We start from the raw sequence: 12,879 nt of genomic DNA, 5'->3' as shown, positions 1-12,879 counted from the left end.
AATTGAATTCATGAGAAATTTTACGCTTTTGTTCCTTGGATTGTCACTACTGACAACCACCTCAATGCTAGCTCAAAGAAAAAATAGAAAAGCACCGGTGATTCCACCCGTGGAGATTGCCCAAAACCCAAAATTGGTAGTTGGAATCGTAGTGGACCAAATGCGGTATGACTACCTCACCCGTTTTTGGAACCACTATGGCGAGGGAGGTTTTAAGCGAATGGTGCGGGATGGGTTCAATTGCAAAAACCACCATTTTAATTATGCACCCACCAGCACAGGGCCTGGGCACGCATCGGTATATACCGGAACTACCCCTGCAACCCATGGCATTATAGGCAACAATTGGTATGATAAGTATCAAGATAAGGAGGTTTATTGTGCTTCGGACGAAAGCCGTTCCACGGTGGGCACCCTTTCGGATGCTGGGAAAATGTCTCCCCACCGAATGCTGACCACCACCATTACCGATCAATTGCGGCTGCATACCCAAAAACGCGGAAAAGTGATTGCCGTGGCACTGAAGGACAGAGGGGCGGTGCTTCCCGGAGGACATATGGCCAATGCAGCCTATTGGTTTGAAGGAGGGGATACCGGTAAATGGATCAGTAGCTCTTATTATATGAGCGACCTACCCCAGTGGGTGAAAAATTTTAATTCATCAGGAAAGGTACAAGAATATAAAAAGGCTTGGACCACCTTGAAAGACATAGCCCTTTATGTAGAGAGCGGAACTGATAACAATGCTTATGAAGGTTTGTTTGAGGAGGAGACCACACCAACATTTCCGCATAGCACGCCCAATCTTTTAAGTAAAACAAAGGATTTTGAAATCATCAAGTATACCCCCTATGGCAATAGCCTTACCATGGATTTTGCTCTGGAAGCTTTGGAACATGAGTCCCTTGGTGCGGATGCTATTACCGATTTTCTAGCGATAAGCTTCTCCAGTACGGATTATGTGGGGCACAAGTTTGGGGTGAATTCCAAGGAGATTCAGGATACCTATTTGAGATTGGATCAAGATTTGGCCCGGTTGTTCAATACTTTGGATACCAAGGTGGGTGCTGGACAATACACGGTGTTCTTAACCGCAGACCATGGGGCCATTAACGTACCTGCGTATTTGCGTGATGAAAAAGTACCTGCCAATTATTTGGATATGGATGCACTCAAATCCAGATTCACTGAATTTCTAAAATACAAGTACGGTACCACGGATGTGGTTACAAACATTTCCAATTATCAGGTGTTCTTGGATCATAAGGTCATCCATAATTTGGATATCGATTTGGACGATGCCCAAGAGGAAATTGCTATGGAGCTTCTGGGTTATGGGCAAGTGAACCAAGTGTATACTGCTTCGCAAATGTGGCAGAACGAATATACCCGAGGAATCCCGTATATCCTTCAAAATGGCTATAACCAAAAACGCTCTGGAGATGTGCTTTTGGTTCCTAGGCCAGGACATACTTCGTATCGGGAAACGGGCTCTACCCATGGGTCTCCCATGATTTATGACACCCATGTGCCCTTGTTGCTTTTTGGAAAGGGAATTAAAAAAGGGAGTACTGTAAATCGAACGGAAATTCCGGATATTGCGCCAACCGTTGCTACCTTATTGGGTACGGCATTCCCTAATGGAACGACTGGAAGTCCAATTTCGGAGGTGTTGGAATAGTGTTACTTCTCCACGATTATGGTGAAGTGCTTTGGTTCTCCTGAGGCTCGATTCCAGACCAATTCGTTGTTATAGCGAATTTTATCAGCATATTTTACGCAGTTGTTCCCTAGGCATTCAACGCTGATAAAATCTATCCTTCCATTTCCCCAGTCAATCTTAAGTTCGTGCAAGTTTAGACCAAACTCCATGTTCAAGGGGGCAAATTCATAGCTTCCATCGTTGTTGTAAATATCATACCCATGTTCATCACTTGTCCCAAAGCCATTGTTTTGTGAAGAAAGAACATATTCATCACCTTTTTTATGGTAGAGTAGGATATTATAGGTATTAAAAGTATCCTCCATATTAGGGTCCAATAAATCTTGGTTCTCCGAATTCTTTAAGGAGAAGCGGAACATAATATCATCCGGGGTGGAGGAACAACCACCAAGTGGATCTTCTTGATTGCAGGCCAAAAGACCCAAGCTGATCATTAGAATGAATAATTTTATGTGCATGGAGCTATGGTTTAATGTTGTAGAGCATACGTTTGTTGTACTTATAATTTGTGTCCCCATTGTTCGCATAGCTACCATTATATAGACCACCCCAACCCCAGTTCATATAATAATGGGTAGATACGCTATAGCAGGTGCCATATACGCTATACCCCTCACATACCCAAGCGTGTCCATCTTTATAACTGCACCACCATAAGAAACAATCTTTTACTTTGTGTCCAGCCATCACTACAGGTCTGCCAAACTTTATTTCATTTTCAATTGTCGTATAGTTTACCCCTCCAAAAGAAGCTGATGAATACCCAAAAGTGTTTTTTAAGGCAGTCACGCCACTTTCCGTTTGTGCACCTGAACCATCACAGGCGTAATCCATGTTCACGGCAGTTCCAATATCACGCAAAAGACGAGAAACCTCATTTGAACCTGATGTTAAGGGCATAGCATTCCAATTATATGACACGGGGGATTCATGGTATCTCATTACCTGTCCAATTGCGGTGGCGACACAGCCAGAGGGCGGCCTCTCAGTTGTGTTGTTACATCCCATCATAGGCAGGAGATTGTTGAACCCTTGCCATTGACCCCATTTGGAGCCAATTAATGGTCCTTTGGAATACTGATAGGACTCTTCACAGTCATTAGGCGTATCGGGTTCCTCGCATTTAAGTGTTCCGGAGGCGTAGGGGTCAACAATTAGTTGCATTGGGCAAGGTCCGTACATACCCTCCATTTGGGCGGCAATGTCAAGTCTTGGTTTTATGGGCATATGTCTTAAGTTGGAAATTTTAGAGGTGGTTTCGTTTAACCAGCCTATGAGACCTGATGGCAATATTTTAGAATCCAGGTCGAAACCATTTTCTTTGGAAAATGCCAATATTGGAATGGATCGCTTATCGCCTGAAATCATAATAAATCCACCCTCTTTGTAATTCATGATATAGAAAGCAGGGACACCCGTTGAATCCGGTATGGTCATGGTTCTTGAGATCGTTCTAGTGGACGAGTTGGTTTTGTCATCCAGGGAGCCTTTAGAGGAGTACGAAATCAATGAAGCCATGGAGACAGCTTCGTTTTCGGAAATAAAATATCCATTTTCTTCAAATTGTTTTCCATTTTTTTGACCATTTTCTAGTTCCTGACTACAGGAGGTTACCAAAAGTAAAACGGACGAAATGAAGATGGATTTTTTGAACGATTGTATCATATGTTGATTTTTTGGATTGGACAACCTTAATCAACATCGGTGGACATAAGTGATAAAAATGGTTTTATGTCTGCTTGGATGCGTGATTTCTCATTACAGATTACCATATTATCCTACACATTAGGTAGGTAAATTGATGGATACCCCTTTTCAATTGACGGATGCCCGTTTTCAATTGATGGATGGGATATCTGAATGAGTTGGGTAAATCAGGGACGATAATTCATTGTTGCCAGCGAACTATTTTTTTCGAAACACTTCAATTTTACCCCTGCTTAAACTTCGCCACAACCATTCAAATGGGCCGTAATGGTAGTTGCCCAACCAATAGTTGCTGTAGGCCAATTGGCATATCCAAATAAAAAAGACAAGGATGAGCTGTTGCGATCTTTCAACCGTTCCAAAAAAACCAAATCCATAAAAGAACATAGCCATGACCAGGGATTGAACCAAATAATTGGTCAAAGCCATTCTGCCTATGGCGGCTATCCGCATCAATAGATTTTTCCAGTATTGGTTCTTGATCACTAGCATGGTAAGGCCCACATAGGCCATGGCCATACCAAGACTGCCCCAATAATTGAATTGACTTCCCAAGAACATGGAATACTGTAATTGCCATTGGTAATGGAAGTTAAAAACGACCCCGGCCACAACACAAATTAGGGAAGGCAATCCAATGAGGACCAGTACTTTTTTGTACGTTCTGTTACTGTTTTCCCCCGTTAAAAATCCTGATTTATATAAGGCCATTCCTAATAGCATAAGTCCAAATACCCGCCAGAATATGTGTCCAAAGAAATACGTGGTTTGCATCATGAATGCGGTACGTGTGCGTTGCCCCAACTGCTCTGCAAAATTTCCCTGGTATGCATCAATCTCACGCTGGACCAGCTCGGCATGGGGTGCCCAGCCTCCAGAGATGCTTTCGATGATCTCCTTTGGGGCATCAAGAAGCTGCAATCCCGTGTGTATCTCCAACAGACTACTTATGGAGAAAACTGCAAGCCCCAAAATAATGAGAAACTTGATGGACAACTTACGGAACGGATATACCAAAAATGCGCAAAACGCATAGGGTGCCAAGATATCGCCGTACCAGACCAAATAGGCGTGCAACAACCCTAGGACCAAAAGCCAAAAATTTCTACGGTAATGTATTTTGAACGAGGAGATACCTTTTTGTTCGTATTTACCGGTAATCAATAGGATTGAGGCTCCAAACAGGAGTGAAAAAAGTGTCATGAACTTTTGATCGGCCAGTATGTGACTCATAATCCATGTGAACAGGTTCCATCCACCCAGGTCGCCAAAAGCGGTAGGGTTTAGATAAGCCTGACCCACCATGGCCAAGCTTTGTACGTTCATTAACGGGATTCCCAAAATGGCAAAACCTCTTAATACATCTAGGGCAACAATCCTTGTTTTTGCTTGCATGGCATACCTATTTTGCTGGCAAGAAGATTATTTTTCCAGAAACATCAATGGCGGTATAGGAATTTGGTATGAGTGGGCGGATTGGTGTTATAAACGGGACAGGACAATCAGGAATTGAGTTGTTGCAGCAGTTCTTTGGATTTACTACGTGATACGGGGATGGCCATCCCATTGGTAAGAATAAGTTTCAAGTCCCGTGCATTACCTTCTGCCCGTGTCACATGCTGCAAATTGACAATGAAACTTTTGTGGCATTGTACAAAATACTGGGAAGGAAAACGCTCCAATAATATCTTTAAACGATTGCGGATAAGATGTTTTTTTGTCCCGTCATCTGCCGTATAATATAACTCGGCGTAGTTTCCATCTGAACCTAGGACTATGATGTTTTTAGGGTCTAACTTTATTTCAAAACTGCCAGACTCCGAGTATAGCACCACATCGTTTTCTTTTTGTTCGTTTACAAGTTTTGATTGTAGCTCTTCGGTTATTTTTTTGGAAAGCACCAATTGCCGATGCATGGCGCGTTGATGTTTGTAGGCTATCAACGCAATCAGTGGTATCAGTCCCACTAAAAATGTATGCCATTCCAGGCGAAGTAATAGAGGTAGAAAAGGTTCTTCGGACCTAAAAGTGAATTTTAGAAAAATGGCGTTCCAAAGTCCAATCAACGCAAAATCATAGATGTCATAAATGAATTCACGGCCCAGGGTCCATTTTTCTTCGTTGATGTATTTGGGCAAGATTAGCTTGGCCAAAAAAAGATTCAATGGGGCCGCAAAGGCTGTAATCAGGGTAAATGGACACGCCAATACAATGCGGTCAACCAAGTTAAGTTCATCAAACCCGTAAGGTGCAAGGAATACCAATATGAAAAAGACGACCGAAGCTGGAATAAGGGCATAGGCCCATCCAAATCCGATCGGATGTGGAGTATGGAACACTTTGATCATAGTTTGGCTCGTATTCCTTTCCAGCGCAACTTACGTATAAAGCTTCCTTCCTCTGGGGATACAAAGCGTTGGGGCTTACGGAAAATGGCTCCTACAAATCCTAAAACGATTTGCAAATACAGCACCGGATTTTGTGCCTGCCATGCCATTTTGAGAGCGGTTAGTTTGGCAAGCACAATACCATACCGCATTTTGTAAAGGGCTTCGCCCTTATTTTGCCATTTCTTGACGGTGTATCCATGTCCCGTGGGTCTTAGGTGTTTTACTTTTAAAGAAGGTATGGTCCATGTATCAAAACCGTGGTATTGGGCCAATAACTCGTCCACAGTGTCCCATCCCACTCCTGGTCTCAAGCCTCCAATTTTCTCAAAACACGCTTTGTGATAGAGTTTAATGGGGCCTCGTATGTGGTCTTTGTTCGAAATGTTCTCGTATATCCATGATGCGTTTTTTTCTACATACAACAATCCTGAACACATCCCAAGTTTGTGGTTGTTTTGGAAATGGTTCAGCATAAGTTCAAAGTAATTGGGGGGAAGTATAATATCTGCATCAAACTTTCCTATAAGATCAAATTCTGAGGCATGGTCCAACCCGAAATTGAAGGTATCCACTACTTTTTTTCCTGGGATATGCCCTTCAGAGGATTTACGTTGCAGAACCTGGATCCAAGTATTTTTTTGGGCAAACTGGGAGGCGATTTTAAAAGTGTTGTCTGAAGAATTGTCATCCACAACAATCAGCTCGTCCGGAGGAGTGGATTGGTTCACGAATGAATCCAGACAGGATGTTAGGTGGTCTGCCTCATTGTGGGCTGGAATGATCACACTCAGTTTCATTCCGCAAAATAGCAATAATCAATCTCTAAATGCCAAAAAAGGTGTTGCAGCTTGGAATTTGTGACTTCAGATTTGGGATTTGTTTGTTTTAAGCCAGATGTCAGATGTCAGATGTCAGATGCCAGAAGCCAGATGATTTTTTTTAAAAGCAGTAATCAGTAATCAGTAATCAGTAATCAGTAATCAATAATCAGTAATCAGTAATCAATAATCAGTAATCAATGATCGGATGATTGGAATTGAAATTTGTTTTTTTTTAAGCTTGGTGCTTGGTGCTTGGTGCTTGGTGCTTGGTGCTTGGTGCTTGGTGCTTGGTGCTTGGTGCTTGATTTTTTTATTTAGAACTCAGAACTCAGAACTCAGAACTCAGAACTCAGAACTCAGAACTCAGAACTCAGAGTCCTTACACCCTATATACCAAGGCATTGATATTCATTCCAGCTCCTACGCTGGCAAAAATGACTACATCACCTGGGGTTACTTCGTGATTGTCCAGTTGCCCATTTTTTACCAAATCAAAGAGCGTGGGTACGGTGGCTACTGAACTGTTGCCCAATTTATGGATGCTCATGGGCATAATATCTTCTGGGACCTGCTTGCCATAAAGTCTGTAGAACCGCTTGATGATGGCCTCATCCATTTTTTCATTGGCTTGATGAATAAAGATTTTCCTTACCTCATCAATACGGGTTCCACTGGAGTCCAAACATTCTTTCATGGCGCGGGGCACATGGGTGCACGCAAATTCATAGATTTTCCGACCATGCATTTTAATATATCGTGTCTCTGGGCAGCCCTCATTTTTATAGGTCTTATCAAAAAATAGATAGTATGCTTCCTTATTGGCATGGGTTTCGGAGGCATTAGCCAGGATTTCACCAGATGCTGCATTGGCTTCCAAGATTACCGCACCGGCGCCATCCGAATAAATCATACTATCGCGATCGTGCTCATCAATAACTCTAGAAAGGGTTTCCCCGCCAATGACCAAACACTTTTTGGCCAGACCACTTTTGATAAATGCAGAGGCTTGGATTACCCCTTCAACCCAACCGGGGCAGCCAAAAATCATGTCGTAGGCAACACATTTTGGATTTTTGATTTGCAAAAGATGCTTTACCCTAGTTGCAAGGCTGGGGAGGGTATCTCCTTGTATCTTGCCCGGTGTTAGGTCTCCAAAGTTGTGCGCAAAAATAATATAGTCGATTTCCTCTCTGTCAATTCCAGCATCTTCAATGGCTTTTTCGGAAGCCAGATACCCTATATCGGAGGTCTTCAATTCTGATGGGGCGTATCGGCGTTCAGCAATACCCGTAATGGCCTGAAATTTTTCAATGATGACCTGATTGTCGTGCTCAAAATGAGTGCCATTGGTATCCAAAAAGTGATGTTCAAGAAAGTCTTCATTTTTTGTGATAACGGGTGGGATGTAGCTCCCTGTTCCAGTAATGCCAATGTTCATATCGAGGTTTTGTTATTGAAGATAATTTTCAACAGTAATTTTTCGACTGTCCAACAGAATTTGATACGATGCCCAAAATGGATTTGGATGGAAATTAATTAAGAAAACACCTTAGCTTACGTAGGAAACCAAGGCGTTTTATTCCTGAATATAGGTGTTGCGCTACACTTCCGCGTATGCCTCAATAGGTGCGCAGGTACAGATCAAATTACGATCTCCAAAGGCTTCATCCGTTCTACGGATACTTGGCCAAAATTTGTTATCTGAAACATAGGGCAACGGAAATGCGGCCTTTTGTCTGCTATAAGGAAACTTCCATGAATCACTGGTGACCATATGCAAGGTATGGGGGGCATTTTTAAGCACATTGTTGGGATCGTCCGCATGCGCCTCATCAATTTCTTCCCTAATACCTAGCATAGCTTCGCAGAATCGGTCCAATTCAGCCAAACTTTCGCTTTCTGTAGGTTCTACCATGATGGTTCCAGCTACCGGGAAGGATACTGTTGGCGCATGAAATCCATAATCCATTAAGCGTTTGGCTATATCTGTTACTTCAATTCCGTGGGCTTTGAAAGGCCTGCAGTCAATAATCATTTCGTGTGCAGCACGACCTCTTTCGCCGGTGTAGAGCACATCAAATTTCCCTTTAAGCCGATCCTTGATGTAATTGGCATTTAAGATGGCCATTTTTGTGGCTTCCGTAAGTCCTTCGGCACCCAACATCTTGATATATCCGTAGGAAATTAGACAAGCGAGTGCGCTGCCCCAAGGGGCTGCTGAAATGGCGGTGATTGCCTGTTCGCCTCCAGTTTCCACAACAGGATTGGAAGGAAGGAAGGGTTTTAATTGTTCGGCTACACAAATTGGGCCCACCCCGGGTCCGCCCCCTCCATGGGGAATAGCAAACGTTTTGTGCAAATTCAGGTGGCACACATCGGCGCCAATGGTGGCCGGATTGGTCAACCCTACCTGCGCGTTCATGTTGGCTCCGTCCATGTACACTTGCCCGCCATGCTCATGGATTACTTGGGTAATATGCTTAATGGAAGACTCAAATACACCATGGGTTGATGGGTAAGTGACCATTAGGGCAGCAAGATGCTCAGAATGCAATTGTGCCTTTTCTTCCAAATCCGAAACATCAATGTTTCCATGTTCATCGGTTTTGGTAACAACAACCTTCATCCCTGCCATAACTGCAGAGGCAGGATTGGTGCCGTGGGCAGAGGCTGGAATGATACAGATGTTTCTATGACCCTCCCCCCTCGATTCGTGGTAGGCCCTGATGGTCATAAGTCCGGCATACTCTCCCTGTGCTCCTGAATTGGGTTGAAGGGAGGTTGCAGCAAAGCCCGTAATCACATTCAATTGGGATTCCAGTTCTTTGAGTACTTTTTGATACCCTTGCGCCTGATCAAGTGGCACAAAGGGGTGGATGTTCCCCCAATTGGCCCAGCTTAGTGGTAACATTTCGCTGGCGGCATTCAATTTCATGGTACAACTCCCTAAGGATATCATGGAATGGTTCAAGGCCAAGTCTTTTCGCTCCAATTTCTTGATGTAGCGCATCAATTCTGTTTCCGAGTGGTACGAATTGAATACTTCGTGTTCTAAAAATGGAGATTTACGCTGTAATGATTCGGGAAGAATGTCCGTAACCGATTTTGCAAATGAGGCATCTGGTTTTTGGTTATGACTTTCCATAAAACAACCTATCAAACGCTTGATGTCTTCTTGTTCAACAGCTTCGTTTAAGGAAACGGATACCGTGTTATCATCAATGTAGTTCAAATTGATTCCAACGGATTCAGCAACCATTTTTAGTTGTTTTGGGCTGTTAACCTTGACTTTTATGGTGTCAAAGTACACATCATTAAGCTGTTCAAAACCAACCTCGGTAAGAAAATCTGAAACCAATTTAGCACTGGTGTGAACCTTTTCTGCAATATATTTTAATCCCTTTGGGCCATGATACACGGCATACATACCCGCCATAACGGCCAATAGCACCTGAGCGGTACAAATGTTGGAGGTGGCTTTATCTCTTTTTATATGCTGTTCACGGGTCTGAAGGGCCATCCGCAAGGCTGGATTTCCATCCGTGTCCTTGGTGATACCAATAATCCTACCAGGAATACTTCGCTTATAAGCTTCTTTTGTGGCAAAAAAAGCAGCATGGGGGCCTCCATATCCCAACGGAATACCAAAACGCTGCGTGGTACCCACAACAACATCTACTCCCCATTCCCCTGGAGGCGTTAGCAATACCAAACTTAAAATGTCCGCTGCAACAGCCACTTTTATCTCATTTTCCTTGGCTTTTTCAACAAAACCGGCATAGTCATGAACTTGCCCATGTTTCCCTGGATACTGGAGCAAAGCACCATAGAATTCATTTGAAAAGTCGAATTCCTCATGATTCCCTATGACCAATTCAATGCCCAATGGTTTGGAGCGTGTTTGAAGCAGGCTCAAGGTTTGCGGAAGAACTTCCTCGGACACGAAGAACTTAAGTGCGCCTTCTTTTTTCTGTTGACGGGACCTTAAGTCCAGTAACATGGTCATGGCCTCTGCAGCGGCGGTGCTTTCATCCAGCAAGGAGGCGTTTGCCAGTTCCATCCCGGTAAGATCACTTACCATGGTTTGGAAGTTAAGAAGGGCCTCCAACCTGCCTTGGGCAATCTCGGCCTGATAAGGCGTATAGGCCGTGTACCAACCCGGATTTTCCAAAATGTTCCTCTTGATTACGGAAGGGGTCAAGCTTTCATGATATCCCAGTCCAATATAACTCTTGAAAACCTTGTTTTGATCCGCGAGTTGTTGGATATGGGTCAAAAACTCATGTTCGCTGATACCTTTGGGCAGATTTAGGGGTTCTTTCAATCTGATGTCGTCCGGAATGGTTTCATAAATCAATTGTTCCATGCTATCCACACCTACCGTTTCAAACATGGGTTGAAGATCTTTTTCAGTGATTCCGATGTGCCTTGAGGCAAACACTTCTGTATTCATGTCCAGTTTTATAAAGTGCACAAAATTAGTTATAAATTCATTCAAATTCGGGATTTTTGTATTGGGTCAATTCAAAGTTGTTAACCACAAATTAACCCTTGGCTTAAATCGATGAATTTTGTTTAATGCGTTTGGTTAAATCCATTTTTGATTTTTATTTGAATGCCAGTGTTCATGTGGCTTTGGAGGTGATGGCCTTAACCAGTGTCACCCTATTCCTGTTAGACATTCAGTTAAATTGTTTGCTGTTGGGTTTTACCGGATGTAGTACTGTTGTATGTTACAATTTTATAAAGTATGGGGTGGAGGCAGAGAAGTACCTTATTGTTTCCAATCAATATCATAGATACATCCAAATTTTTAGCTTCTTGTGCTTTGGCGTGGCAATGTACTTTTTATCGCAGATGGACCAACGAATCTTGTGGGCCATTGGTGTTTTGGGATTGGTGTCCACACTTTATGCCGTTCCACTGTTACCCAAATCTGGTAATTTAAGGAGTTTGGGAGGAATGAAGGTTTTTATTGTGGCCCTAGTATGGGCTGGGTTTACCGTAATACTTCCAATTTTGGATACCCAGATTCCTTACTCATGGGATATAGGTGTACTGTTCATGCAACGATTTTTGTTGGTCTTAATTTTGATACTGCCCTTTGAAATTAGGGATTTGAAATGGGACTCTGAGGACTTAAGGACACTACCGCAAATTTTGGGAGTTCAAAAAACGAGAAAGCTAGGCGTTGGACTCATCGTCATCTTCCTGCTGCTCACATTTTTGAGGGATGATATTGGTATGGCGGAAGTTGTAAGTAGGATAATTGTTGGAATGGTCTTATTAGGATTGTTTCGTTCCAAATTGGATTTTGGAAAAAGATATTTGGCCTCTTTTTGGGTGGAAGGAATCCCGATATTTTGGCTTGCAATATTTTGGCTTCTAAGCGAGGTAATTTAGAGATGCTTCTCCAAATCTTTTTTCATGGCTTCCTTTTCAACTTCGGAAAGAGCGTTAAGATTGGCCTTATCGCAAAGTGTGGTAAGCATTTGGTTTTGCTTGGTAAATTTTGCGCAGGTCTTGCAGGTAAAAAGATGAAAGCGAAGCTTCATAATTTGCCAGAATCCTGCTTCTTTGTATTGTGATTTATTGCATATTGTGGCCGCTTCCTCACATGAAATCTTCATAACTAAAACCAATTTTCATTTAAACAACCCATAAGGGCAGTTCTTGCCCTATGGATCATCACCCACAGGTTGGACGGATTTATTCCGAGTTCATTACAAATATCTTCAGTACTCATTCCTTGAATGGTCTTCATGTTGAAAACCAAGGATTGTTTCTTGGGAAGTTTGGAAATGCACTCTTGAATCGCCATTCCCAATTCCTCATTTTCAATGGTGCCTTGTCCATCTTTACTAAACGGGTCGGCTACCTGTTCTTCCAGCCAATCGCCTTCGGAATCTGAACTTGCGTTGTAGTTGACACGCACTTCCGCTCTACCTTTTTTGGAATTTATTTTCCGGTAATGATCAATGACCTTTCGCTTGAGAATGGCTATCAGCCATGTTCTCTCGGCGGCATCACCCTTATAGTTTTTGGCGGAATTAAGTCCCGCAAAAAATGTTTCCTGTACCAAATCCTTGGCGATTTCCGCATCGCTTACACGGGCTACCGCATAATTGAACAGATAATCGGCATATTGGTCAACCCAGGTTTCCGGATGAAGTTCGTACGCTACCATAGTTTTAAGAAGTACCAAATGTAATGGTTTTAGTTAATGAATCCATGTTTT

At 42.9% G+C, this 12,879-nt stretch carries 11 protein-coding genes; 2 read left to right on the top strand and 9 right to left on the bottom strand.

Annotation, left to right across the window (positions count from 1 at the left end; all coding sequences use genetic code 11):
* Positions 1–10 precede the first annotated feature (10 nt).
* Complete coding sequence (gene pafA / locus ACO6S0_RS13805; RefSeq protein WP_422348920.1) at positions 11–1,681, top strand: alkaline phosphatase PafA; 1,671 nt, start codon at positions 11–13, stop codon at positions 1,679–1,681.
* Positions 1,682–1,683: 2 nt separating this feature from the next.
* Here the strand turns inward: pafA and ACO6S0_RS13800 are convergent, their stop codons facing one another.
* From ACO6S0_RS13800 to gcvP, 7 genes are all read right to left on the bottom strand, one after another.
* Positions 1,684–2,181 (bottom strand): hypothetical protein, encoded by a 498-nt coding sequence (locus ACO6S0_RS13800; RefSeq protein ID WP_422348919.1) that lies wholly within the window; start codon positions 2,179–2,181, stop codon positions 1,684–1,686.
* A gap of 4 nt (positions 2,182–2,185) precedes the next feature.
* A complete protein-coding gene (locus tag ACO6S0_RS13795) occupies positions 2,186–3,388 on the bottom strand; it encodes a C10 family peptidase (RefSeq protein WP_422348918.1) in 1,203 nt (400 codons plus the stop codon).
* Positions 3,389–3,628: 240 nt separating this feature from the next.
* Positions 3,629–4,825, bottom strand: coding sequence for a DUF418 domain-containing protein (locus ACO6S0_RS13790; protein ID WP_422348917.1), 1,197 nt, complete (start codon positions 4,823–4,825; stop codon positions 3,629–3,631).
* 107 nt (positions 4,826–4,932) lie between these two features.
* On the bottom strand, positions 4,933–5,778 hold the full coding sequence (locus tag ACO6S0_RS13785) for a LytTR family DNA-binding domain-containing protein (protein ID WP_422348916.1): 846 nt from the start codon (positions 5,776–5,778) through the stop codon (positions 4,933–4,935).
* Positions 5,775–6,617 carry a glycosyltransferase family 2 protein gene (locus ACO6S0_RS13780; RefSeq protein ID WP_422348915.1) on the bottom strand — a complete coding sequence of 281 codons (843 nt, stop codon included), beginning with the start codon at positions 6,615–6,617 and terminating at the stop codon, positions 5,775–5,777. The genes ACO6S0_RS13785 and ACO6S0_RS13780 overlap by 4 nt, the downstream gene beginning before the upstream one ends.
* 403 nt (positions 6,618–7,020) lie before the next feature.
* A complete protein-coding gene (locus tag ACO6S0_RS13775) occupies positions 7,021–8,079 on the bottom strand; it encodes a 3-oxoacyl-ACP synthase III family protein (RefSeq protein ID WP_422348914.1) in 1,059 nt (352 codons plus the stop codon).
* 162 nt (positions 8,080–8,241) lie between these two features.
* Positions 8,242–11,094 (bottom strand): aminomethyl-transferring glycine dehydrogenase, encoded by a 2,853-nt coding sequence (gcvP, locus tag ACO6S0_RS13770; RefSeq protein WP_422351831.1) that lies wholly within the window; start codon positions 11,092–11,094, stop codon positions 8,242–8,244.
* Between the two features lie 125 nt (positions 11,095–11,219).
* On the opposite strand from gcvP, the gene ACO6S0_RS13765 reads away from it, so the two are divergent.
* A complete protein-coding gene (locus tag ACO6S0_RS13765; RefSeq protein WP_422348913.1) occupies positions 11,220–12,044 on the top strand; it encodes a hypothetical protein in 825 nt (274 codons plus the stop codon).
* Here the strand turns inward: ACO6S0_RS13765 and ACO6S0_RS13760 are convergent.
* Together ACO6S0_RS13760 and ACO6S0_RS13755 are read right to left on the bottom strand one after the other, a co-directional pair.
* Positions 12,041–12,271, bottom strand: coding sequence for a hypothetical protein (locus tag ACO6S0_RS13760; protein WP_422348912.1), 231 nt, complete (start codon positions 12,269–12,271; stop codon positions 12,041–12,043). The genes ACO6S0_RS13765 and ACO6S0_RS13760 overlap by 4 nt on opposite strands.
* A gap of 2 nt (positions 12,272–12,273) precedes the next feature.
* Complete coding sequence (locus ACO6S0_RS13755; protein ID WP_422348911.1) at positions 12,274–12,828, bottom strand: sigma-70 family RNA polymerase sigma factor; 555 nt, start codon at positions 12,826–12,828, stop codon at positions 12,274–12,276.
* Positions 12,829–12,879 lie beyond the last annotated feature (51 nt).

Source organism: Flagellimonas sp. (genome assembly GCF_965233845.1).
GTDB lineage: Bacteria > Bacteroidota > Bacteroidia > Flavobacteriales > Flavobacteriaceae > Flagellimonas.
Note: the sequence above shows the minus strand (reverse complement) of the source record. Positions and strands in the feature narration are given on the sequence as shown.

Bases quoted from the DNA above. Each gene is read 5' to 3' on its own strand.
- ACO6S0_RS13780 (WP_422348915.1), bottom strand. From the start codon at position 6,617: ATGAAACTGAGTGTGATCATTCCAGCCCACAATGAGGCAGACCACCTA.
- ACO6S0_RS13785 (WP_422348916.1), bottom strand. From the start codon at position 5,778: ATGATCAAAGTGTTCCATACTCCACATCCGATCGGATTTGGATGGGCC.
- ACO6S0_RS13765 (WP_422348913.1), top strand. From the start codon at position 11,220: ATGCGTTTGGTTAAATCCATTTTTGATTTTTATTTGAATGCCAGTGTT.
- pafA (WP_422348920.1), top strand. From the start codon at position 11: ATGAGAAATTTTACGCTTTTGTTCCTTGGATTGTCACTACTGACAACC.
- ACO6S0_RS13800 (WP_422348919.1), bottom strand. From the start codon at position 2,181: ATGCACATAAAATTATTCATTCTAATGATCAGCTTGGGTCTTTTGGCC.
- gcvP (WP_422351831.1), bottom strand. From the start codon at position 11,094: ATGAATACAGAAGTGTTTGCCTCAAGGCACATCGGAATCACTGAAAAA.
- ACO6S0_RS13775 (WP_422348914.1), bottom strand. From the start codon at position 8,079: ATGAACATTGGCATTACTGGAACAGGGAGCTACATCCCACCCGTTATC.
- ACO6S0_RS13795 (WP_422348918.1), bottom strand. From the start codon at position 3,388: ATGATACAATCGTTCAAAAAATCCATCTTCATTTCGTCCGTTTTACTT.
- ACO6S0_RS13760 (WP_422348912.1), bottom strand. From the start codon at position 12,271: ATGAAGATTTCATGTGAGGAAGCGGCCACAATATGCAATAAATCACAA.
- ACO6S0_RS13755 (WP_422348911.1), bottom strand. From the start codon at position 12,828: ATGGTAGCGTACGAACTTCATCCGGAAACCTGGGTTGACCAATATGCC.
- ACO6S0_RS13790 (WP_422348917.1), bottom strand. From the start codon at position 4,825: ATGCAAGCAAAAACAAGGATTGTTGCCCTAGATGTATTAAGAGGTTTT.